The organism is Pseudomonas sp. CIP-10, from assembly GCF_020911845.1.
Taxonomy (GTDB): Bacteria; Pseudomonadota; Gammaproteobacteria; order Pseudomonadales; family Pseudomonadaceae; genus Aquipseudomonas; species Aquipseudomonas alloputida.
The window spans coordinates 2,961,503-2,983,567 of record NZ_CP087160.1; the positions used below are offsets into that span (position 1 = coordinate 2,961,503).

General features: G+C 55.9%; 18 protein-coding genes and 2 pseudogenes. 12 read left to right on the forward strand and 8 right to left on the reverse strand.

Annotated features, from left to right (window positions below; all coding sequences use genetic code 11):
* Nucleotides 1–20 precede the first annotated feature (20 nt).
* The 6 genes and pseudogenes from LMH93_RS13440 to LMH93_RS13465 form a co-directional block, all read left to right on the forward strand.
* A complete protein-coding gene (locus LMH93_RS13440) occupies nucleotides 21–1,163 on the forward strand; it encodes a toll/interleukin-1 receptor domain-containing protein (RefSeq protein ID WP_230065328.1) in 1,143 nt (380 codons plus the stop codon).
* A 2-nt stretch (nucleotides 1,164–1,165) separates the two neighbouring features.
* Nucleotides 1,166–1,732: an SLOG domain-containing protein gene (locus LMH93_RS13445; protein ID WP_230065329.1), complete on the forward strand. Its 567-nt coding sequence runs from the start codon at nucleotides 1,166–1,168 to the stop codon at nucleotides 1,730–1,732.
* 167 nt (nucleotides 1,733–1,899) lie between these two features.
* A complete protein-coding gene (locus LMH93_RS13450; RefSeq protein ID WP_230065330.1) occupies nucleotides 1,900–2,751 on the forward strand; it encodes a toll/interleukin-1 receptor domain-containing protein in 852 nt (283 codons plus the stop codon).
* 141 nt (nucleotides 2,752–2,892) lie between these two features.
* Nucleotides 2,893–5,046, forward strand: a complete 2,154-nt coding sequence (locus tag LMH93_RS13455) for a hypothetical protein (RefSeq protein ID WP_230065331.1) — start codon at nucleotides 2,893–2,895, stop codon at nucleotides 5,044–5,046.
* Between the two features lie 140 nt (nucleotides 5,047–5,186).
* A complete protein-coding gene (locus LMH93_RS13460; protein ID WP_230065332.1) occupies nucleotides 5,187–8,018 on the forward strand; it encodes a DEAD/DEAH box helicase in 2,832 nt (943 codons plus the stop codon).
* A 940-nt stretch (nucleotides 8,019–8,958) separates the two neighbouring features.
* A pseudogene (locus tag LMH93_RS13465) lies at nucleotides 8,959–9,252 on the forward strand (fumarate hydratase C-terminal domain-containing protein); the annotation flags it as partial.
* A gap of 212 nt (nucleotides 9,253–9,464) precedes the next feature.
* On the opposite strand, the gene LMH93_RS13470 reads toward LMH93_RS13465, so the two are convergent.
* Together LMH93_RS13470 and LMH93_RS13475 are read right to left on the reverse strand one after the other, a co-directional pair.
* Nucleotides 9,465–9,893: an ABC transporter permease subunit gene (locus LMH93_RS13470; protein WP_230065333.1), complete on the reverse strand. Its 429-nt coding sequence runs from the start codon at nucleotides 9,891–9,893 to the stop codon at nucleotides 9,465–9,467.
* A gap of 95 nt (nucleotides 9,894–9,988) precedes the next feature.
* Nucleotides 9,989–10,939: a site-specific integrase gene (locus LMH93_RS13475; protein ID WP_230065334.1), complete on the reverse strand. Its 951-nt coding sequence runs from the start codon at nucleotides 10,937–10,939 to the stop codon at nucleotides 9,989–9,991.
* A 179-nt stretch (nucleotides 10,940–11,118) separates the two neighbouring features.
* Between LMH93_RS13475 and LMH93_RS13480 the strand changes: the two genes are divergently transcribed.
* From LMH93_RS13480 to LMH93_RS29700, 5 genes and pseudogenes are all read left to right on the forward strand, one after another.
* Entirely contained in the window at nucleotides 11,119–12,117 is a 999-nt protein-coding gene (locus tag LMH93_RS13480; protein WP_010953882.1) for a DNA-binding protein, read from the forward strand.
* 39 nt (nucleotides 12,118–12,156) lie between these two features.
* Entirely contained in the window at nucleotides 12,157–12,801 is a 645-nt protein-coding gene (locus LMH93_RS13485; protein ID WP_011005888.1) for a DUF6036 family nucleotidyltransferase, read from the forward strand.
* Nucleotides 12,782–13,261, forward strand: coding sequence for a hypothetical protein (locus tag LMH93_RS13490; protein WP_010953884.1), 480 nt, complete (start codon nucleotides 12,782–12,784; stop codon nucleotides 13,259–13,261). The genes LMH93_RS13485 and LMH93_RS13490 overlap by 20 nt, the downstream gene beginning before the upstream one ends.
* 67 nt (nucleotides 13,262–13,328) lie before the next feature.
* Nucleotides 13,329–13,457: pseudogene (locus LMH93_RS29910) on the forward strand (CopG family transcriptional regulator); the annotation flags it as partial.
* A gap of 220 nt (nucleotides 13,458–13,677) precedes the next feature.
* A complete protein-coding gene (locus tag LMH93_RS29700; protein ID WP_221036211.1) occupies nucleotides 13,678–13,983 on the forward strand; it encodes a DUF6088 family protein in 306 nt (101 codons plus the stop codon).
* A 51-nt stretch (nucleotides 13,984–14,034) separates the two neighbouring features.
* Here LMH93_RS29700 and LMH93_RS29705 read toward each other — a convergent pair whose 3' ends face one another.
* The 5 genes from LMH93_RS29705 to LMH93_RS13520 all read right to left on the reverse strand — a co-directional run bounded on the left by LMH93_RS29705 (nucleotide 14,035) and on the right by LMH93_RS13520 (nucleotide 20,176).
* Entirely contained in the window at nucleotides 14,035–14,214 is a 180-nt protein-coding gene (locus LMH93_RS29705) for a hypothetical protein (RefSeq protein ID WP_051122559.1), read from the reverse strand.
* A 140-nt stretch (nucleotides 14,215–14,354) separates the two neighbouring features.
* Complete coding sequence (locus LMH93_RS13500; protein ID WP_230065335.1) at nucleotides 14,355–15,767, reverse strand: hypothetical protein; 1,413 nt, start codon at nucleotides 15,765–15,767, stop codon at nucleotides 14,355–14,357.
* A gap of 1,920 nt (nucleotides 15,768–17,687) precedes the next feature.
* The gene (locus tag LMH93_RS13505) at nucleotides 17,688–18,116 is read right to left on the reverse strand and encodes a DUF6691 family protein (RefSeq protein ID WP_004577360.1); all 429 of its coding nucleotides are present in this window, start codon (nucleotides 18,114–18,116) and stop codon (nucleotides 17,688–17,690) included.
* Nucleotide 18,117: 1 nt separating this feature from the next.
* The gene (locus LMH93_RS13510) at nucleotides 18,118–18,555 is read right to left on the reverse strand and encodes a YeeE/YedE family protein (protein WP_004374607.1); all 438 of its coding nucleotides are present in this window, start codon (nucleotides 18,553–18,555) and stop codon (nucleotides 18,118–18,120) included.
* Between the two features lie 427 nt (nucleotides 18,556–18,982).
* On the reverse strand, nucleotides 18,983–20,176 hold the full coding sequence (locus LMH93_RS13520; protein WP_004577362.1) for a cation:proton antiporter domain-containing protein: 1,194 nt from the start codon (nucleotides 20,174–20,176) through the stop codon (nucleotides 18,983–18,985).
* 321 nt (nucleotides 20,177–20,497) lie between these two features.
* Between LMH93_RS13520 and LMH93_RS13525 the strand changes: the two genes are divergently transcribed.
* Nucleotides 20,498–21,070, forward strand: a complete 573-nt coding sequence (locus LMH93_RS13525; protein ID WP_004374603.1) for a bifunctional pyr operon transcriptional regulator/uracil phosphoribosyltransferase PyrR — start codon at nucleotides 20,498–20,500, stop codon at nucleotides 21,068–21,070.
* 1 nt (nucleotide 21,071) lies between these two features.
* Here the strand turns inward: LMH93_RS13525 and LMH93_RS13530 are convergent, their stop codons facing one another.
* On the reverse strand, nucleotides 21,072–21,950 hold the full coding sequence (locus tag LMH93_RS13530) for a universal stress protein (protein ID WP_230065336.1): 879 nt from the start codon (nucleotides 21,948–21,950) through the stop codon (nucleotides 21,072–21,074).
* Nucleotides 21,951–22,065 lie beyond the last annotated feature (115 nt).

The following is a 22,065-nucleotide window of genomic DNA, read 5'->3' on the forward strand; positions in this document are numbered from 1 at the left end:
CGCAATAATTCGAGAGATCTATGAAGCCCACCTATCAACTTGCCTTGCTCGGATCTCCATCCGAATCCCAGATAGCAGATTTAGCGGAGTCTGTGGGAAGTTCTGTAGCGATGTTTGGCCTGAAGCTTGGTCACGAGATTGGCTGGGAGGTTGTTCCAGAAATCTTCGAGCCTGATCAGAAACGATCGAGTGCAGCGGTATTCTTTGGAGGGGTAGGAGCCGATCATTCCGGTTTGTTAAATTTGCTTCGTCGCGGCATTCCTGTGATTCCTGTCGTTTCCGATTTAACCCGAGTCTCGACCGAAATTCCAGACGTCTTGCGACCATTGAATTGTTTGTCCTATGCCAATGGTGGGGCCAGACGTATCGCTACTGCGCTTTTAGAATGTGTCGGCTTACTTCCAAAACAGAGACGGGTGTTTGTTAGCTATCGACGGGATGAAGCAAGGCAGGCTGCGTTGCAAATGTTCGATGCGCTCTCCGCCAGGCATTTTGATGTTTTCCTCGATACCCACAGCATCGCGCCAGCGGAAGATTTCCAGACCATGCTGTGGCACCGCCTTTGTGATTCTGACGTGCTGTTGATGCTAGACACACCTGACTATTTCAATAGCCGATGGACAGCAGCTGAGTTTGGAAGGGCGCTTGCTAAGGGGATCGGTGTTCTTCGGGTAGCTTGGCCTGGAGCCAAAGGGTCTGAACGCACGAAAACCGCAAGTCTCGCTGAGCTGGCTGAGAGTGAGCTAGATGACATTACGGGGCGAATCACTGAATGCGCAGTTGATCGAATCTGCCTGCAGCTCGAAGAGGTGCGAAGCAAGAGCCATGCAGTCAGAACAGTGAACTTGGTTAGCAAGCTACGCATGGGCGTAGAGGATATAGGTGGTGAAATGCTTGGCATTGGGGCAGGTCGCGGGATTCGCGTTCGCCTGCCGGATGGTGTGTTGATCGTAGTCTATCCTGCGGTCGGTGTACCTACTTCGATGACAATGCACGAAGCCTCAATGAACTCTCCTGATGAAACTGTGGCCATACTTTATGACCATATCGGGCTGCACCAGCAGTGGTTGAGCCACCTGGATTGGCTAGGGCAGTCGATACAAAAGACACGTTGGGTTAAAGCCTGCGAGGCGGGTTGGGAATTATCGGACTGGAGGGTGTAGCAATGGGGGCGATTTTTCTCTCGGCGAGTATTCCGGTCGTTGGAAGAGGGCGGTACTACGAGACTGCCGACCCGTTTCTGATCCAGTGCGCCGTTCGCGAGATGGCCATCGCTACCGTTCGCCGGCACAAGATTGTGTGGGGTGGCCATCCTGCCATTACCCCGATGATTTGGAGCATCTGCGAAGATCTCGGGGTTAATTACACGGACTCTGTTGTTTTGTATCAAAGCCGCTTTTTCGAAGGCCGCTATCCGGAAGAGAACCAACGGTTTGATAACGTAGTTTATACCGATCCCGTGCCTGGCGATATTCAAGCTAGTTTGCAACTGATGCGGGAACAGATGCTCTCCCGTGAGGATCTGATTGGGGCTGTATTCATTGGCGGCATGGATGGTGTGGAGGTCGAATACGATATTTTCAGACGTTTTAATCCTGAGGCTTTCGTTCTTCCAGTTGCCGCACCAGGCGGCGCAGCGCTCAATCTCGCTCGTGAAAAAGGTTACTTTCACGGGGCGGAACTTGAGGACATAGATTTTGCCACGCTATTCAATCGTAATTTGCCTACTTAGTAGAGGTGGCATGTGGCGGTAAGTCACCTCAGAGGAACTACGCTTGGGCCGACTGCACAGTTTGACGAGTGATTAATTAGCCTATGGCAGGTGGTGTCTTGCCATGCAGCTGAGCAAGTACCGCCGGAAATGGTTATGTTTGGATGCCGTTATGATCAAGGAATATCATGTATCTCGGATTTGAGCTCGAAGACTACAAGCCACTAGAGCAGGTGTCGCAGCAGGCAGTAGAAGAATACAAGGCGCGCGTACGGAATATAAACATCCAAGATCTTGCAGAATTCGTAGTCACTCGACTGCAGGGCCATGACGTTCTCGATGCCAAAAAGCTTGCTCGCATTCTGTTTCCGGCGAAGCAAGCACACATTTTTCTCTCACACTCGCACCGTGATGAAGAGAACGCGATAAAATTCGCTATTGCAATGGAAAAGCGAGGAGTGAAGGTCTTCATCGACTCCTGCGTCTGGGGCTACATGGATGAGCTGCTGGATATTGTTAACGAGAAGTACTCTGAGTCCGAAATTGTTGGTGATCAGAAGTATTTCTCGCACAGAAAGTGCAATGAGGCCTCTGCGGCTGTGCATATGCTGCTAATGACCGAGCTTCACAGAATGATCGATGAAACCGAATGTTTCGTTTTTTTGAATACAAAGCAATCTGTTCCGATTGGGCAGCGCCAGCTGGAAAGTGGCAGGATGCTTACGTTGTCTCCGTGGATTCACTCTGAGCTATCTTTCAGCGCTCAAGTGCGTGCCAGGTTACCCTCTAGGAAGCGGTTGTCGAAGCCTCCCAAACCCGTCAGTGAAGTGGTCTACATGGAGGAGGCGTTTTCTATTGCTAGTTCGGCAGTATTTGGATTCGACGTCGCCACCAAGCATCTCCCAACGATCACAGGTGCTGAGTTAAGAGCGCATTTTAAGCGGACGCCTCATCGGGAAGGTTTTTATCTTGATTCACTCTATTACCAATACGATCTTGAGGAAGCTTTTCCGAGAGGGCAGCCGATTCTGCAGTACTAGCTTAGCCCTGGTGTAAGGCGTTAGAGCGCCCAGGCAACGTTTGATACTCGTGTGCAATATTCGCTTAACTTGAGCCTAGAAGATCGGCTAAAGTGAGTAATGGCTCACAATTTTGTGTTGTGATAGCGTGGGAATTGAGCAATGGATTGCGATCAACTGTTGGACGACCTGCGGGATTACATGGCTTCGGAGCCAGGATCTGCGGAGGCTGCAATCCAGGCGCTGTTCGAAGGGCTAGCCAGAGATAATGAGCTGGTGGCGCTTAGCTCACACCTGCAGTTGTCAGAGTATGCGGCCTTGAAGTCTGTGATCAGCGAAATCTCTGCACGACAGGGAGTATTCCCTCGACTTCAGGAGCGGCTCCGAAGGCTGCGTATAGAACGACGTGGCAGCAGGGGATTAGCGGCGAGAGGGGCCAGGAACAAGGGCTCGCTCTTGAGAGAGCTCAACGCCCTAGTAGCCACCTCCGACCTCAAAGCGGCTGAGCGCTTGCTCCTGGATGCGCTGGGTGAAGGCCAAGATCCTGACTATCTGACGCTGTTAGGGCGGGTCTACACACTTCAGCACCGTCCCGTAGAAGGGGCTAATGCCATGCAATCCGCTGACGCTATTCGGCGTCAGCAGGGTGCGTTCGTCCTTGATCGCACCATGAGCCCAGACCACCACCATCCAAGCGCAGCCGATTTAGATTTCATTCAGGAGAATGCGCGCCAATTCGCCCCTCTGGAAGACGAGACCGTTGAGTTCCGGCATTTTCAGGCTGACAAAGCGAGTGTCCGGGTGGATCCGACCATTAGACCGAATGGTCGTGATGTGTGGGGCGCCAGTAGCGGGGAGCAGCCGCATCGAACAACTTGCACGAAGGAACCCAAGCGCCGGCTCAGCTTGAACCCAACGAGGATTTATACGCCCGATAGCGATGGCAGTACACAAGCTCACAACACCAGCGTCCGGGTGGATCCTGCCAGTAGACCGAATAGCACTGATGTGAGTGGAGTCGGCATTGGGGAACAGTTACATCAAGCGACTGGCACGAAGGAACCCAAACGTAGATTGAGCTTGAACCCAGCGAGGGTTAGCACGCCCGATAGCGATGGCAGTACACAGGCCCACATTATCGACAGGCCAGATCCTAGCCTATGGTCGACTTCGTCAGTCAACAGTACCAAAAAAGCACCGTTGGAATCCCCTGCGGAGCTAGCGCCCGAGGTCGAGGCAGATGCCTCAACAGAACCATTGAGCCGTTTCCTGGCTGACGAACCGGTGTCTGGTGCGTTGTTTGATTCCCGCGACGTTGATGCGTTCTACCTCGACCAGATTGAAGATGATGGGTCTATAGGCGCGGGGGACATACCGTACTCCGAGGATGCCGACTTCGACCCAAACCTCGCAGCGGAGTTGGCCGAGCTAGAACTGTACGGCACCACGAAAGCGCGTGAAGACAAATCCCACAGGGACAGTGAGTACCTGAAGGACGCTGATGACGAGTTCGCTTTCTATGAATTCGATCCAGACACTGTGTTCGACAATGACAAGTATCAGGTCGAGCCCGCTGGGGGCGATTCAGAGAATCGGATAACGCGTGAGGAGCGTGCGAAGCAAAAGGCCGTAGAACTTGTGTACAGGTACGATTGGCCGCATGGAACGCTTCCCCTGATTCAACAGATTTACATCATGAGCGGATGGGGCGCGACCCGGGCGGCATTGGAACGAGCGATCGATGAAGGGCTGACTCCCGAGGAGCTCGTGCTTGCTGCACACATCAAGGTCATCTGGGCTGACAACGACTTGTACTGGATCGCATTCGACAGTACTGGCAGCACCCGGCTGTCCTACCACGCGCTGTCTTGGCGTACGGCGCTGTTGATTGTCCGTTCATTTGAGTCGATACCACAGGTCGAGGAGATCGATGTCCTCCTGGAACAGCTTTTTGAGTACTGGTACGAAAACGCCACGCTTAGGCGGGTATTCAAAGCCTTCGCGAGGTACCTGTGGTACCGCTTTGGTGATATTGATGGTGCCCTTCCCGCACGTCAGATGGGCGATTTTGACTCGCCCTATCAGCGCCCAGGAGAAGAGTACAGCGACCTTGGTATTCCGAATGATCTTGAGACAGCAAGTCTCCGGAAGCTTCAGGCCTATGGCGTACCGCAGATCAAAGACCCGCAAGCACCGAGCTGCTATTTCAGCGACCTCCCCGTTGAGGCGGAGGAAGGTGAAGACGTCGCGTCGACGAAACAGCAAAACGATCAGCCAGCTGAACTGAATGGAAGCGAGGTTCGCTCCGATGCCTAGTAGACACTCCTACCTCGGAGCTGGCCGGGCAAGGCATTCGCGGATGACCAGGACTGCAATGGTCAACTGCGCTAAGCAAACAGACGATACAGGCTTGTCCTGCGCAACCACTCGTAAATTGGACTCACAGGGAGTACTGCATGAAGCCGCTTGAACTTACTCACGTACAGGGTTGCTGGGTTAAGCGCTTACGTCCCGGTGGCGAAGAGGAGATTGGCGTCGTCAAGATGGCAATCCCCGAGACTGGGAAGACCCAGGTTCACTGGATTCGAGCGGGTAGTGCGAGCTTCGTTGATTCTGATGCCCTGAAATCGGGCTTTGTGAATGGCCAAGACGTCCTCGACGCGACGCCTGGGACAGGTGTTCGCTCGCTAGGCCAGGGCGCGATCATGCAGCTCAGAGACCTAGCTGGCAGCGAGCAGGCGCTCGTGGACTTCCCGGAGAAGGGAGAGCGACACTGGCTGCCGTACCAATACCTACGTCAGGTTAAGGGCGTCAGGCATCGGTTTGTGACCGCTCAGATGGGTGGCGAGGCGGACGCTGAGCGTGTGCGACTGCGGTTGCTCGCTCACGCCATCAAAGTATGGAATGAGAACACGGGATCCCTGTCTCACCTGGAAATTGACCCACTGCCGCATCAAATCAACTTGGTGCATCACATCCTCGCGTCGAACAATCTGAGCTGGTTGATCGCCGATGATGTTGGTTTGGGCAAAACGATTGAAACGGGCATGCTGCTCCACGCGCTGATCCAGCGAAAGCGTGTGAAGCGCATCCTGCTAATCACGCCCGCGGGGTTAACCAAGCAGTGGCAAGATGAGCTGTACTACAAATTCAAGCTCGAAGATTTTGAAATCTATCATGAGGATTTCTTCGTCAACGAGCCACGCCAGTGGAAGATGCATGACTGCGTGATTGGGTCGTTGGATCGCCTCAAGCAGCCTGATCACCTCGAAAGTTTGCTCCAGGCAGAGCCTTGGGATTTAGTCATCTTCGATGAAGGTCACCGACTCAGTCGTCGCCAGTACGGTCTGAAGTATGAGAGCTCTGAGCGCTACGATCTCGCCAAAGCACTTCGGAGCCGCACAGAGCACATGCTGCTTCTCAGTGCGACTCCTCACCAGGGTATGCAGGACAAGTTCGTAGCGTTGCTTGAGTTGCTGCGTCCGGAGCGGCGGGAAGAGCTTGAAATGCTCAGCCTCAAGCCCGAAATCCTGCGTGACATGGTTTACCGCAATCACAAGGCAGACGTCACCGATGCTGATGGACGCTTCATTTTTGAAGGGAAAATCACCTCTGCGCTGCGGGTATCCAGCAGCCAGGAATCGATTGACTTCGATCAGACCCTGCAGCACTACCTGCGCAAAGGGTACGCCGCCGGCGAGGCTTTAGGTCAGACAGGTAACGCTATTGGCTTTGTGATGACGGTGTACCGCAAGCTCGCAGTGTCTAGTGCCGCCGCGATCCACCAGGCTCTTCGCAATCGGCTTCAGCGACTGCTAGACGCCTTTGGTGGCGACACGATGCCCAGTGCACCGAATGATCAGCGTTATGTGGGTGAGTGGGAAGAGCAGGTCAGCGGTGAGGCAGAAGAGTTCTTTGCAGGGGAGATTCAGCTCCTCAAGCAGCTCATCGATGACGCTGCGCTGCTCATGGCGAATGATTTGAAACTCACGGAGTTTCTCGACAAGGTCATCGGGGCAATCAATGCGAAGAACCCTGAAGAGAAGGTGTTGATCTTCACTGAGTACCGAACCACACAGCGCTATCTCAAGGATGCGCTGGCGGCCCGGTTTGGTGAGGACAAAGTCGCGCTCATAAATGGTTCCATGCAGCACGTGGAGCGTCGAGAGGCGATCGCTCAATTTGAGACGCAGGGTCGGTTCCTTATTTCCACCGAGGCGGGTGGTGAGGGTATCAACCTACAGAGACAGTGCCACATGATGGTGAACTATGACCTGCCCTGGAACCCCATGCGCCTTGTCCAGCGGATTGGTAGGTTGTATCGCTACGGGCAGAAGATGAAGGTCGTTGTGTTCAACATCCAGCAGTCCGATAGCCTTGATCAGGAGATCGTTGACCTGATGTACCAGCGGATCGATAGCGTTGTTGATGACTTGGCCGAAGTTCAGCATCATGAATTCAACGAAGGTCTGAAGGACGAAATCCTCGGCGAATTGGTGGATCTCATCGATGTGGATGACATCCTTCAGCAAGCAACGAAGCTAGGTATCGTGCGTACCAGCGAACGCATTGACGCTGCCCTGGAGGAGGCCAAGCGGGCTGCTGAGAAACAGAGGGAAATCTTCGCCCACGCCGCGACAAATGACGTCAACGAATTGGGGGATCAAGTGGCAATTACCATCGATCATCTCCAAAGCTTCGTCACAGGCATGTTCGGCCAGCTTGGTGTCGAAATTTCTGTTCCTAGCAACGAGCCGCGGCTCTTGCGAATTCGCTTGCCTGACCTGGTCATGCAGGAGCTGGGGCGCAGCAGAAAAACTTCGTCGCGTATGGATGTCACCGTTGACAGGGAGCTCGCTGCTCGCCGCCCAGAAATCCAGATGTTGGATTTGACCTCGCAGTTGATGCAGTACCTGCTTGCGAAGGCATGTTTGTATGACTTTGATGGCCTGGCAGGATCCGTATGTGCACCGAGCTTCGGGAAGGAGGATGGCGCGCTGTTAGGGGCGATGCTTCGCTGGCAAGGCCCGCAGGGGAATCGTGTGCGTCAGGAGTTTGTGACTATTTTGGCCGGGCAGGGGGGAGTCAAGGTTAACTCTCCAAAGGCCAGTGATTGGCTGATGACGCCCGCTCATTTCAGTGCAAAAACGACATCAGCACCCTTATCGAAAGCTCTTTTTGATTCAGCAAATGACGCGGCCAACAAACGACTGGCCGAGCTAAGCAATCAGTTCCTGATACCTGAAAACCTCGATTGGGCGGGTGCTGCCTGGACGTTTTCTTGTTGAATGCAGGACTGATGTTTTGCGCAATCCTGTGAAATGGCGGCCGGGCTTTCACGGTGCCGGCCTTCCACTGCCCGTCTTAATAAGCTCTCACACTCGCAATTACGTCAGGGTTCAGTATCTGGACGGAGTTGGAATGAAACGTGACTGCCAAGGTGGTAGCGTTTTGTCGAGCTCGGTAATTTTTCCGAGTGATTGGACAAACAGTAAGGAAATTTTGGTGTGAGAAGCAAGCAGTTGGCAGCAGTGGTGATTTCTGTCTGCGCCCTGGTTACAAGCGCATATGCGCAAGATGTAGCAGACATGTCGGGCACCGGTTCCTGGCTGCAGTTGAGCAGCAAGAGCTTGCTAGACGGTACCAAAGGACATGCCCGTGTAGTGGTGCGTAACGGTAACCGGCAAACGAGCTTAGAGGCCCCGTACGAGGTCGCTCGGTTCGGGGAAGAGGGTGGGAAAATCAAGCTTAGAACCAGCTGCGGCCCCATGTCATTTCTCTTCACTGCAGCCCCCAACGGTAAGCCCGGCTTCAGCTTGGACGCGCCGTACGTGGATATGCTGAAAAGAAAAGCGGGTGTTTCCAGGTGTGGGTTAGGGGATCGGATCAATCTCGGTTGGCACTTGATGGCCATGGATGCCACTGAGTAGCACTGCCCCTAAACTCTGGAACTGATGGCCTTAGAAAGGCTCGCATGCTCATCCTTGCCTTGGCTAACTGATGTTGGCTGGGGCAACGTAGTCTTTCCTGCTGCGAGGCTTCTTTGGCCCGCGTAGAGGCAGCTTGGCTGGCCTGTCGTCTGGTAAACTCATCGCTTTTTTGCGGTGTGGTTACGGATGGCAACGGAATGGCAGCCCTCATTCTTGTCGCGGCTTTTCAGACAAGCTGCGCCATGGACGATGAAATTCGAGAATGATGAACTCAGCATTACTCTGAATGACCAAACGTATCCTGGGAATGATCGGCAAGTCAGAACGAGGCGACATTGCCATTGACGCGATCAAGCAGCACAAAGCTGTCTACCTCATGGCGGTGGGCGGTGCGGCCTATCTCGTATCGCAGGCGATAACACATTCCAGGGTGGTTGCTTTTGATGACTTAGGCATGGAAGCGATCTACGAGTTTGAGGTCAAAGACATGCCCACGACGGTTGCCGTCGATTCCAAAGGTGAGTCTGTTCATCGGACAGGCCCCGCCATTTGGGCAGAGGAGAGCAGTCGCATTTGGGCATTTAACCTGTAATGGTACGTTGAACCATCGCATCAAACGGGCCATATCCGAAGAGATCGCATATGGCCCGCATCATTTACGGGGAGCCGGTTGCAGCCAGGTGCAGATTGTTTAGCGCCGTTGCGGGCTGGCCAAATATCGCCCCCCAGATACGGTTAAGGCTCCTCGTTCAATCTGCAGCACTCGATCCGGAACATCCTTGAGTAGGGAACCATTGGATTCGGTCACCACGATGCAAAGCTCGGGCAGCAGTTGTTGGAGCCGTCGCAGGGAATTGCTGTACCCCAGAGCAGGCGCTGCAGGTCTTCAAAGATCATGAAGGCACCGAAGGTCACCAACAGTTGCAAGATGGGGTCTCTGTTTTGGAACTGCTTGAGCAAGACCATCAACACGGTTCCCAGAACACTCCCCACGACGATCGCGCCCAACAGCAGCTGGGCAATCGACAAACTGGTCGAACCTGCATCCTGTCCAAGCCACAATCCAAGTGACGCGGCGCCATAACCGCCAAACGCGTATAGGCTGCCGTGAGCGACGTTCATGATGCGGACTACACCGAAAATGAACGTCAGCCCCAGTGCGACAAGGAAGAGCAGGCCCGCATACGAGATGCCATCGAGGAGGGCGAGCAGCAGTACGTCAAATAGGCTCATGGCTGCGCCCTCACGGATTTAATGTCATCGACCAGACTGGGGCTGAGCGAGCCAAGCCACTCAGGTGTTTTCTGACCAGGCGGTGTCGTGACGCCCTAGCGCCTTTCTAACGTACCGAGCTCTTGCGATTGCATCGCCAGGCTCCCGAAGGAATTACTGGCATCCACGTACTTCAATGCCGACTTCATATCTCGCCACCCCACATAGCTCATCAAGCCTTTGATGTCCCACCCGTTCGCCGATGCCCAGGTCGCAAAGCCCCTACGCATCGAGTGGCTGCTGTAGGTCGCGGCGGGGATGCCCGCAGCCTCCAGAATTCTTCGCAGCAGAGGGATCATGCTACTGGCCCTGAAACCCGTATCAGAAAGGTTTCCCCAGCGATCGAGCTTGCGGAACACGGGCCCATCCGCAATGCCTGCAACAGTGATCCAGTTGATATAGGCCTCGACTGGACAGAGCTGCTTCAGCGCCGGTGTATGGAAGGTGCTGCCGTGGTGATCGCGATCAGTCTTGGAATAGGGCAGGTAGAACGTAATCCCCACGCCGGCTTCTGCCTGGGTCGTCTCGACCCGCAGCCGTGCCAGCTCATCGCTACGAAACCCCCGCCAAAACCCAATCAGCAGTAATGCGGTATCGCGCCGGTGCCGCATCAGGCCGCGGTAATCACCCGCCTCAATCGCCAGGCCGGCCTGCTTATCAAGCCAGCCGACCGCTTTCTGCAGATGGCGCAGCTGTAGAGGGGCGGCTTGCTTCTGCTGCGTAGGATGAACAACGCGGATGCCTTTGAGCATCTGCCGAACCTGAGGCGCCTTGGTTGGATCGGGGAAACCCTGGGTGATGTGCCATTGCGCCAGAGCCGCAAGCCGCTGCCTTAGTGTGCTGAGGGCAAGCGTCTCCGCATACTCCGCCAGATAACGAACGATCCCTTCGGATGTCGCCGGCAGAAAGCCGCCCCACGTCGTTTCGTAGTGCTCTACGGCTGCTCTATAGCTTTTGCGGGTGTTATCCCGCGTACCCGCCGTCAGGTACCGCTGCGCCTTGTCCATCTTCCAAACCTGCCATTCGTACCCCACCTAGGCACGATTCTGAGCCATTTCAGTCCATAAGAATATATAACACTCCATTATTTTATCTGATTTATTTGCTTTTAACTGGCTTTACATCAATCAAATTTAGTATGTAAATACATACTATGTAATCTACTACGAAATCGTAGGAGCAGACCATGGCCCGCGGCGGCATCAACAAGGCACTGGTTCAGAAGGCGCGACAGGCGATCCTGGCGCGGGGCGAGAACCCAAGCATCGACGCGGTACGGGTCGAACTTGGCAATACCGGCTCGAAAACCACCATTCACCGCTACCTGAAAGAACTCGAAGACGCCGAGCGCGGCCGAAATACCGCCGCGATACCGCTCAGCGAACAGTTGGCCAACCTGGTCGGCCAACTGGCAGATCAGCTAGAGGAGGATGCGCAGGCCACCGTGGCCCAGGAGCGCGAACAACTACAACGCGAACGGCTCGATTACCAGAACCAAGCTCGGCTGGCCGAAAGCCGAATCCAGCAGTTGGAAAGTCAGAGCAGCGGGCTCACGGAACAGCTTCAGGCTGTTCAGCAAGCGCTACAGCAGGAACAGCAGCAACGCCAACAGACCGAGGTTGAGAATGCCCGCTTGGCGCAGGCTAACGGCGATCAGGAGGTGCGCCTGCAGGATCGCGACAGCCAAATTCGCTCGCTGGAGGAAAAGCATCAACATGCCCGTGATGCTTTGGAGCACTATCGTCAGGCCAGCAAGGAGCAGCGCGAGCAGGAACAGCGTCGACACGAGTCGCAGGTGCAACAACTGCAACTGGAACTGCGGCAACTGCAGCAGACCTTGATAATCAAGCAGGACGAACTGACGCAGCTGAACCGCGACAATGCACGCTTGCTCACCGAGGCGCGGCAGTTACAAAAAGAGCAACATGCGCAGCAACAGCTACTGGCGCAGAAAAATCAGGCCATGGAGGCCTTGCAGAGCGTACTGGCCGGTTCCGAACGCTCGAATGAAGCCCTTGAACAGCGTTGTCGCACGCTGCAGGAGGAGGTGTCCCGGCTGGGCGAAGCCTCCGCGACTCTGGCGCAACAAGCGCAGGGCCTGCAGGAGCGCTTGGTCGAAGCCAATACACAGTTGAAGCTACTCAGGGCACCACTTGCGAACAGCGATGGCGCACCGAGCACATGAACCGGCACACATGAGTCCATGTGCTGAGTGGAGGTGAAGATGACACTAATTGAGACTGCCAATGAGGGGGCCGCGGAACCTGTCCGTTTGACTACACCGCTAGGCCAGGCCATTGGTAATCTGTTCGCCCGGGCCTTGCCGCTACTGGATGGCAACCCTCCAGGCTCGCTCAAGGTCTTCGTCTTCGGCGGCTGCGCGGTGCACCTGCTCACCCATGCGCGTGGTAGTGCGGACATCGATGCGGAGATCGAGGCGGCCCGCGTGCTGCGTAAGGACGAGATCATGGCCGTCTACACACCGCCAGAGGGTTATGAGGACAGCGACGGCCGCGACTTGCAGGTTTACCTGGATCAGAACTACACCAATGCCCTCGGGCCACTGCACGAGGACTACCGCGAGCGCGCCATCCCCATGGAGGGTTTCGAGGGTGAGCAGCCGCTGCACATCTTCGTTGCCGCCGGCGTGGATCTAGCAATATCCAAACTCGGCCGCTTTACGGAAAACGATCAATCTGATATCGAACAGCTCATCGAGTGCGGCCGTGTCGATGTCGGCCAGTTTGTTACACTGGCAACAGAGGCAATCGATTATGCCGTGGGCAACCGAAGTGCAATGCAAGGCTGCCTAAAATTGGTCACAGCGAAGTACCTGGAGGATAGGCGAGATGCCACGCCTGGATCGTAAACAAAGCTTTGGCGCGCTCCTGGAGACTGTCACCCAGCAGCGCCTTAGCCAAGTTGCGTCCGATGCTCTTGTGGAGCTCGCCAAGCAGTTGTGGTACGAAGAGCGCGACCTCGTGCCGGTCCTGCAGCGTGAAGTGGCGGGCAAGCTGCGCAAGCCTGAACAGAAGCTGCGAGCCCTCTATCTGGTCGACCTGCTGCGTCGCTTTCCCTGTGTATCAACGGAAAAAGCCGCGCGCCTAAAAGGCTTTGTCAGCAGTTGGTCGAACCTGAAACCGGCTGAACGCTCGCCGCGGGCGACCCAGTTGGTCTCTCGCTACAAGCTCGACAAGCTGGCCTATGAGTGGGGGCTGGAGGAAGACGTCAGCAAGCAGATGCAGGATGTTCTGGCTTTCCAAACTCGCCATTACGCTGCCTCTCAGGGCGTGAAGACGGGCTATTCAGAGACAGCGCCCGTCGGTTAGCAGCAGGGCACGGCAAAATGGACTCGGAATGACCAACTCAACAAATGACGACCGACGATTCGCTGATCTAACGCGCGAGGCATTAGCTGACGTGAGCGCGGGTTTGGTGATTGATCACGAATTGGTCGAGATTTGGGCCCAGAGCCTTGATACCGATACCTCAGTGTCTTTACCTACTCCAGATCGGCCTACTTAATTCGCACCAGGCTGAACTCATCCTCATTTTTGCCTTATCTAGGCTTGCCCTGTGCGCGTGGAGCAACCGCATAAATATTTAAATAAGATAGAAACGAAGTGAGTGAATATTCATCTTATCTCGGCATGCCCCCTATACCTGTACGAGGCCGCTCTTCGTTTGTTCAGTGTCAGAATCGTTGCTAGGTTTCTGACATATTTCAATAAAATTAGCCATGACCATGAAATCCCTTCCCGAGACCATCGTCGAACACTGCAGGCTTCTCCCTGAAGGAGGCATTCTTGCACCAAACGAATTCCTTCATTTGGCTAGCCGCGCAGCGGTGGACCAAGCATTCTCTCGATTAGCCAAAGGAGGGGAGTTGATGCGAATCTCACGTGGCCTCTATGTGGCGCCGGTCACTGGGCGCTTCGGCAAACGTGCGCCGGCGACGGAGAAGGTCATTAGTGCGATAGCTTCGAAAAGCCATCAGGTAATCGCTTTAAGCGGTGCCCGCGCAGCGAACCTTCTAGGGCTAACGCAATAGGTGTCGATTAGGGAAGTATTTGTTACCGGCGGACGGCCGAGAACCCTGCAGTTAGGCAAGGCTCAGGTAATAATCGAGCATGCGCCGCAGTGGCAAATCGCTCTCGGAGCGACCATTGCTGGCGACGCTGTACGTGCGCTTGCCTGGCTGGGGAAACCTCACGCCCAAGAGGCAGTCGCCAAGCTGCGCACGTGCCTGTCGAGTAACGATTGGCAGATTTTGATATCGCATAGATCAAACCTTCCTCAATGGATGGCTGAAGCGATTGGGCGCGAAGCAGTCTTTGCTGAGCAGGGCTTCTAATCTACTCGTTTAAATACAATAGCTTAGAGAACGAATGTCCTAATTTTTGCCTTATCTCGGCATGACCCCTAAAACTCATGCGCATCAAGCGGGGTTAGCGAATAAAAGCTCTTGCATTTTATGTAAATCGACCACAGTAGTAGCTTCTCAAACGCCACCAGCTTTAACCGATCGGCACTGCATGAACGATAAATTCGAAGGATCTCAAGCGACTCCATCGCAATATTGAAAAAACGTCTTGGAAAGCATCTCTTAACATAGGCCTGTCCTTGAGACTTGGAAAAAACGAGTACTTCCCTACGTCTCATCCCGAATAATGGAGGAGGGCACTCCTGAATGTGATAGCCGGCGTCTAGAACCGCAGGGGCTTGGTGCTGAACGTCCTCACGGGCCATCGAAAGCTGCTTACGCTTCCAGCCCAATCGGTACTGGCGCGAGTTTTCGCTCTTCGAGTTAGGAATGGAGGCTGGCGGATCGAGCTGGCTTCGATGAAAACCTACAGCTCGATCAAGCAACCTGCTTGGAGAACACTTCAAGCCAGGCATTTTGGGAAGCCTATACATTAGCTTGTCTAGCAAGGCTTGGGTAAGTATTGGGTCGATTTCGCCCGGAGATGGGATGGCAGTTATGCCCAGGCTCCGCCTGTATCTAATAATCGCATCTACGAGGGCTTGAGGTACGGGGATGTTATAGTCCCGTAGATGACCTCGCATGATAAAGCGCGGATTTCTGGTGGCGATTGATGAAAAACAGGCCATCGAAAAGTGGCTGCGCTCTGCGCGCCATTCTTTGAAACTCAGGCGAAGGTGATAGCAGACCGAAAACACAAACAGACTACGCTCAGAAACCTTAGTGCATGGTGTCAGGTTGGCGAGATATTGGAGATACTCCACGGCCTGAGAATCGTCAAGATCACTGAAAGGCGCTCTTGGTGGTTTGTACAGATCTGAGGTCGACAGCCTGGGTTGCATACCCAATTCCGGGCTCAAGAATTTGAAAAACCGGTTAATCACGTACCCCAGTTCAGGCTCTGTAATCGACTGTCCAAATGGTTTCCAGTCCCCGGCATGGCACTCGGCGCCCCCGTTGGTAACAAATCGAGCTTTACGAGCACCAATCCAAGGCTCTGGCGGCGTTGCGCAGAAGGCGCTGAAGTCCCTGATATCTGATGCCATAAACTCATCCAATGGCTTCCTCGCAATACAAATCGCCCAAAGCACAAACTTTTCGAGGAACCCCACGATGCGAGATTTGCTTCTTAGGCCGGACGGAAGGCTCTGGGCGTAGCGGCAAAAATGATCATAGGTTTCGACTGCGGCGATGTTTGCCGGGAACGACGCCAGGTAGCCATAAATCAGGGCCGATTGGTATGCGGTGCGCCCATCGGCTTCGATACTGTCGTTGACAGAGTCTTTAGTACGGCATGCTGTTTCACCGCGGTGTGTGAGAATTGATCTCGGGGTCACCTTGACGTCCTTCATGGGGCCGGTTAGGTCGATGCTTCGGCACAATGTAGCCAAGTCTCTAGCTTTAGCAATTCTGCAAGACAAACGAATGGCGCAACGCACCATTTTTCCGTTTTGGTTCCAACAGCGATGACCAGGTTAGCGCAATGCGGCTCCGAGAAACTGATAGATTTCAGTTGCTTAAGTGCGCCGGAGATGGAGGTCGAAACATTTTTCCGTTTTGGCTCCGGCAGGCCAGTAGGCAAAAGAACGAGCTCACGCCGCTGGGGCATTCCGTTTTGGGTTCGACAGTGGCCAGCTGCAGTTCTTGTTTTACCTGAGCTTAGGCGGGCAATGCATTGGGAAGGTGTTGTTTCCGGTGAAGCGACAGAGTTCCGTTTTGGATTCAACGTCCACAGTGGGGGTTTGACCGTAGGTATGTGGGATTGGACAACTGACCCCTGGCCCTTACAGAGAACATCATTTAACATAATACGCATTATGCATAACTGCGTATTAGTCACCGGTACCGCTGGGTGGGCAGATTTAAAGCCAGGTACATGACAGCTCAGGCGCCTTTCCAGCTGTGACAGTACACGGAAGCCTCTTACCCTAATCTCGAAAGTAAATCGACCTAGGCCGATTTTTTTGCCTCATTCCAATCCATCTTGCTGCTCGGATCGCTCTCACAGCCGCAGACCCATTCAACGCTTCTGTCCACCGATGCCATGGATACAAGGCGCTTCCTGGCGCGACGAGCCTCGTCATTAAGGTGTCGATTTACGTCTATGTATTACTGCAGCCACGTAAACTGCGTTAAGCAACCGTGCCAGCGCCTTTGCTATTTCTGAAGACTTGCGAAGGCCGCGTATGCTTACTCATCGATGAAAACACAAGCATCGGCGCGAACTCCTTTTTCTGACCAGAGGTCGAACCTGTGAAATCAGAAGAAACTTTAAGCGCGATGGCCTCGAGTGACTGCGGTTGCGCTGTCAATCCTGTACGGTTCCGAACACGCAATATCGGTGAGATCTGTTTCAGGTAGCTCATCATTATCCAGGTGAAAATAAAGCATGAGATATTTGTAGAGCCGGGTTTTTCCAATCGTATTTGGCTCTGATTGGCACAGACGCCACGACCTTTCAATAGCCTAAATGCCCAGATCAATCCCAATAGACGCTTTCGCCTAACCTTGGCAACCCCTCAACCTAGAGCGGTTTACTCACTCAATAAACGATAAAATCGGTCAAAATCATCGCCCTGTACAGCTCTGTCTCAGTCAGTACACCCGTTAAATCTGCCTGGCGCGCGGGTGCACGCCAGCCATTCTGTATCCTCAAAGCCCAATTCCAGGCTACCTGAGCGCTTCAGTTTGCCACGAAGCTGTCCGATATCAGCGTGCGCCCGCAGCCCGATAACCCAGAAAACCTGAGATAAAGCCAGTCGGTTGCATTGTCGAGCAATAAATACCAAACTACCCTTCTTTTATGTAAGCGCGCGACCCAACTCGACTAAATGAATATTTAGTTGAGTTATACGCATAGCCTGTCTGGAAAGTGCCCTTCACGCTTCCCTCAATATCCGATAACTCTCAAGCCGGGATATTGTGTATTCCTCAGCGCCATTCTTTATTCAGGTTGTCCCATGTCATCGTTATCACCCTGTCTTCGAAAGTTACCGGTGCTTTCTGATGCTGAATTTCCAGCAGCTGACCGAAGAACAGCCGACGGTGCGAGCCTACCTGGCCTCCTTCCCCGCCCCCTAAACGTGGCCGAGGGCTACAGACGACTATGCAACTGGCCGCGCCCTCACCCGCCTTCAATGGGCGACTTTCGTCGGGATGGCAATGATAACGGGTGGTTCCATGTCGTCGGTAAGGGCAACGGGGTTGTCTCCTCTGCCCTCACCCAATGAAACCCACCCGCTGTTGTCTACGCGGCACGGCCGCAGCTTGCTTTACGCCTGGCGGCTTTTACTAAGCACTTCCAGCCCATTGAACAGCGCCATGCCGGCCAGCATCGCTGCCACAAACAGCCAGCCTTGCCAAAACCCGCCGGCCAGCAGCACCAGGGCCGGCCCTGGGCACACCCCGGCTAGCCCCCAGCCAATGCCGAAGATCAGGCTGCCACCCACTAGCCGTCGGTCAATGTCGCGCCGGGCAGGCAACTGCATCGCGCCGCCGAGCAAGGACACAGCGTGCTGACGCGCCCAAGCCATCGGCAGCAGTGCAACACCGATGGCGCCCACCATGACGAGTGCCAGTGACGGGTCCCACTGCCCCGCGAGGTCGAGAAACCCCAGTACCTTGGTGGGGTTTGCCATGCCCGACAGCAACAACCCCATGCCGAACAGCAACCCCGCGATGAATGCGCTGATCCGGGTCATTTCATGCTCCTGGGTAAAGGTGGCGAACCACGAAGACGGTGGCAAAGCCGGCCGCCATGAAGCACAACGTGGCCACCGCCGAGCGAGGGGACAGGCGAGAAAGGCCGCACACACCATGGCCACTGGTGCAGCCACTGCCATAGCGGGTACCCACGCCCACCAGAAGCCCTGCGACCATGAGCAACCAGGGGGCCGTACTGAAATGTACCGTGGGCATCGCCGAGAACGCTCGCCACACAAGTGGCGCCGCGATGATGCCCAGCAGAAACGACAGTTTCTCGCCACGCCCTTCTCCCGTGCGCTGCAATAGCGAGCCGAGCAAACCGCTGATACCGGCAATGCGCCCGTTCGCCACCACGAACAGCCCGGCGGCCAGGCCTATTAGTGCTCCGCCTGCCAGAGCCGACCACGGTGTGAAGGCAGCCATATCAACCAACATTTCAGTGCTCCCTATCCAACTGCAGAAATGAACCGGTTCCATCTTAACGCTGTGCCTGCCCCCCCTGGAATCCACCCCATCGCGACAGTCCTTCGGGCCCATCGACAGCCACGGGTAGCGTCAGAGGGATGCTGCTGGTAACCGCCTGTGCGACGGGTATATGCCCTGGGTTCCAGGCCTCTTGAAAGCGCGTGGGGCTGAACCAGTACCAACCGATCAGGCTCAGACCGGGTACCGGTACGCCCCATACACTGATGGCGCCCAGCCGGCCAGTGATGTAGGCGCCGCCAACATTGGCCAATGTGGTAAACCAGATCAGTATGACCGCCCCTGCCAGCCAACAAGCCCATTTTCTTTGCTGGATGACTCCTGGTGCGCTTCTGCGCGTACATGCCTTGATGATACCGGTCGGTCTCCTGTCACACCCTCATTCTCGTGCGCTGCGCCCCAGCCGACGCGCCCCCGGCAATGCACTCACGCCATGCAATACCACACTGAGCAGAACGCAAGCGATGGTGCACGCGATGATCGTGCCAGCCTCTTGCAACGGCGCATCCAGTATCAGTATCGCGAACACGATGGACGCGAGCCCACGGGGGCCGAACCAGCCGATGAACAAGCGGCTCTCGGCGCTGAGTGTGCTCCCCGCCAGGCTGAACCAGACAGGCAGCATTCGCACCAGCGACAGGCTCGAAAGTGCGTAGAACCAGACGGAGGGTGCCATGATCTGCGAAGCCTTGGGCGCCACATAGGCGCCAAACACCACCCAGGTCAGCAGTGACAGCGCTTCACCGCACGACTCGCCGGTGACGATCAACGGCTGGGTTTCCCGTTTGAACAGGTAACCTGTCAGCAGCCCTGCGCAGAACGCGGCGATAAAACCGCTGCCCCCCAGTGCCTGAGCGCTGGCGAAGCTCAGTAATGCCAGCGCGGGCATCACCAGTTGCTGCCAGGCCTCGATCTGCAGGCAATGGCGTTGCGACAGACGTAACAACCCGCCTACCAACAGCGCAAGCGCCGCCCCCGTGAGAACACCGATACCCAACTCCTCTAGGAAGAAGTAGCCCGCCAAGGCAAAAGGCATCGTCGAGTGAGCCTCCGTCAACAATGCCAACAGCAAGAGTAGTACCGGCACGCAAATGCCGTCATTCAAGCCGCTTTCGACATTCAGGCTCTCGCGCACATCGGCCGGAACGTCGGGGTTGCTCACGACGGCCTTGCCGAGGGCGGCGTCGGTCGGGGCCAGTATCGTCGACAACAGCGCCATCTCCAGCCAGGGCATCCGTGGGAACATCAGCCAGGCGGCAAGCCAGCCCGCAATCAGTGTCAGCGGCAGGCCCAGGGTCAGCAAGCGCAAGGGCAGGCTACGGGATTGCCGCAATTGGGCCAGGTTGGCCTTGGCGGCATCATTGAACAGGACGATTGAGAGGGTGAGCTCGGCCAGCAAGCGAAGATCGTTGCGGTCCAGCGAAAGGTTCAACAACCCGAGCCCGGAGGGGCCTGCCACCAGGCCTGCCAGCAGAAACAACAGCGGCCCATTGACAGGTTTGGACTCAAGCGCGCCGGCCAGGCTGGCGTACAGCACCAGCAAGGCGGCCAGAACAGCCAGGTTCTGATACATGGCCACGCCTCGGGATCAAAAGCGTATGTAGCAACGCTATCACTGCCCGCGCAACGCGACGATCTGAAAGGCGGCAGAAGTTATCTTAGGTCAACTATGCAGGTAATAAAGATCTCGCGTGCCGGTAACGGCCATGGCCCATCAGTGTCATCAGCAGGCTATTGGTGCCTGCGCCCGTCTGGTAGATGCAGTAATCCGCGATGCACTGAAACTCAGGATCCTGGCCCGGACTCGGCTGGCTATCACTTGGCTTTTATCAAGCCCACCTCAAGGTGCCCGGGTACGCTCCCGCCCAGGGATATCCAATAAAGGAGAAACACCATGAATCGCCCCGCTCCATCGAGGGTCCGCCTGTATGACGAAGACGATCTGGACAGCGTGCTGCGCTCGATGGCCCGCCAGGCCATGGCCTGCCTGCCTGCGTCCGAAGTGGCACTGGTAGGCATTCAGCGGCGTGGTGAGCCGCTGGCGCAGCGCTTGCAACTGCACCTGCAGGCACTCACCGGTGCTGCGCCCTTGCCGCTCTACCCGATCAAGGTCAAGCGTTATGCAGACGACCTGAGCCTCCTGCATGCCCATACTCAACTCACCGAAAACCCTGAACTCGCCAAGCTCGACCTTGCCGCAACCACCTTGCTGGTGGTCGATGACGTGCTCTACGAAGGGCACTCTCTGCTACGCACCTGCGCCTACCTCGCCGAACTGGGTGCGCGCCACATCATCAGCGCGGTGCTCGTCGACCGCCACGTCTGCCGCCAACCGGTGCATGCCGATATCGTCGGCATTCATCTGCAGGTCGCGGCGCAGGATATCGTCGAATGCCATGTGCCCCCCTACGAAGGTCAATTCTGCGTGGAGGTGGTGCGCCATGGCCGAACAGGCGATACCGCCTGATTCAACTGCCAGGTGTAGGCCTGATCGTCAGGATGCTGCACGGCGCATGGCTGACAAGCCGCTCGGTGGTATCGCCGATCAGCTTGGCCCAACGCCTGGCCTGCACGGCGCCGACCACCACCACATCGGCTCCCAGCGCTGCGATATGAGACTTGATGACACGCAACGGCGCACCTTCGCTGAAGAATCGATGGTTGTGGGCGATGCCGTGGGCATCGGCCAACGCATCGAACGGCAACTGCAGCGATTCCCGCAGCTCATCCGCCCAAGGGCCGGCGAGGTCAGGATTTGCCAGCATGGCGATTGGCAGGTCGTAAGCCGAAAGCAGGTTCAGCTGGCCCTGGCATTGCGTTGCCAGTTGCTTACCGGCCATCACCAGTGCGTCATTGAGCGGCGAGGCGTGGGATACATCCACCGCGACCAGCACGCTAGCTGGCATGGCTGGGGCATTCGCCGGTACGAACATCAACGGCACCTCGCTCCCATGCAACAGTACTTGGTCAAGTGAAGTCCGGGCCCGCTGATCCATCAGGGAACAGCCCGAGCAGTCCTTGATCACCAGGTCAGGCGCATAGCGGGCAATGCAGGCCGGCACCAGGTCTCGGGGATCGGAGGTTTCCACGGCCTCGAAACCTGGGCGTGCCCCCCTTGCCGGCTGTTCATCGAGCAGCGCCTTGAGCGCTGTGCTGAAATGCACGAATGAAACGCAAGGCCGCGGGGTTGTCGGCAACTCGTGGCGCAGGCGCAGTTCGCCGGGTTCATGAATACCCAGCACGTGCAGGGAAGCACCAGACGCCGCAGCCAGGGCCATGGCCCGGTCCAGCGCGGCATTGGCTTGAGCCTTGGTCATGATCAGCAAAATCCGGCGATACGGGCTCATCGGGCACCTCCCGGTGCGGCTGCAGGATAGCCTACGCCGCCGCAGCTTCAGCAGCGCGGGGCGCTGTTCCAAAACGGGATGTTCGAACGCATCCTGGTCGCCGAGCGCCTCACGC

Bases quoted from the DNA above. Each gene is read 5' to 3' on its own strand.
- LMH93_RS13440 (WP_230065328.1), top strand. From the start codon at position 21: ATGAAGCCCACCTATCAACTTGCCTTGCTCGGATCTCCATCCGAATCC.
- LMH93_RS13445 (WP_230065329.1), top strand. From the start codon at position 1,166: ATGGGGGCGATTTTTCTCTCGGCGAGTATTCCGGTCGTTGGAAGAGGG.
- LMH93_RS13450 (WP_230065330.1), top strand. From the start codon at position 1,900: ATGTATCTCGGATTTGAGCTCGAAGACTACAAGCCACTAGAGCAGGTG.
- LMH93_RS13455 (WP_230065331.1), top strand. From the start codon at position 2,893: ATGGATTGCGATCAACTGTTGGACGACCTGCGGGATTACATGGCTTCG.
- LMH93_RS13460 (WP_230065332.1), top strand. From the start codon at position 5,187: ATGAAGCCGCTTGAACTTACTCACGTACAGGGTTGCTGGGTTAAGCGC.
- LMH93_RS13470 (WP_230065333.1), bottom strand. From the start codon at position 9,893: ATGAGCCTATTTGACGTACTGCTGCTCGCCCTCCTCGATGGCATCTCG.
- LMH93_RS13475 (WP_230065334.1), bottom strand. From the start codon at position 10,939: ATGGACAAGGCGCAGCGGTACCTGACGGCGGGTACGCGGGATAACACC.
- LMH93_RS13480 (WP_010953882.1), top strand. From the start codon at position 11,119: ATGGCCCGCGGCGGCATCAACAAGGCACTGGTTCAGAAGGCGCGACAG.
- LMH93_RS13485 (WP_011005888.1), top strand. From the start codon at position 12,157: ATGACACTAATTGAGACTGCCAATGAGGGGGCCGCGGAACCTGTCCGT.
- LMH93_RS13490 (WP_010953884.1), top strand. From the start codon at position 12,782: ATGCCACGCCTGGATCGTAAACAAAGCTTTGGCGCGCTCCTGGAGACT.
- LMH93_RS29700 (WP_221036211.1), top strand. From the start codon at position 13,678: ATGAAATCCCTTCCCGAGACCATCGTCGAACACTGCAGGCTTCTCCCT.
- LMH93_RS29705 (WP_051122559.1), bottom strand. From the start codon at position 14,214: ATGCGATATCAAAATCTGCCAATCGTTACTCGACAGGCACGTGCGCAG.
- LMH93_RS13500 (WP_230065335.1), bottom strand. From the start codon at position 15,767: ATGAAGGACGTCAAGGTGACCCCGAGATCAATTCTCACACACCGCGGT.
- LMH93_RS13505 (WP_004577360.1), bottom strand. From the start codon at position 18,116: ATGACCCGGATCAGCGCATTCATCGCGGGGTTGCTGTTCGGCATGGGG.
- LMH93_RS13510 (WP_004374607.1), bottom strand. From the start codon at position 18,555: ATGTTGGTTGATATGGCTGCCTTCACACCGTGGTCGGCTCTGGCAGGC.
- LMH93_RS13520 (WP_004577362.1), bottom strand. From the start codon at position 20,176: ATGTATCAGAACCTGGCTGTTCTGGCCGCCTTGCTGGTGCTGTACGCC.
- LMH93_RS13525 (WP_004374603.1), top strand. From the start codon at position 20,498: ATGAATCGCCCCGCTCCATCGAGGGTCCGCCTGTATGACGAAGACGAT.
- LMH93_RS13530 (WP_230065336.1), bottom strand. From the start codon at position 21,950: ATGAGCCCGTATCGCCGGATTTTGCTGATCATGACCAAGGCTCAAGCC.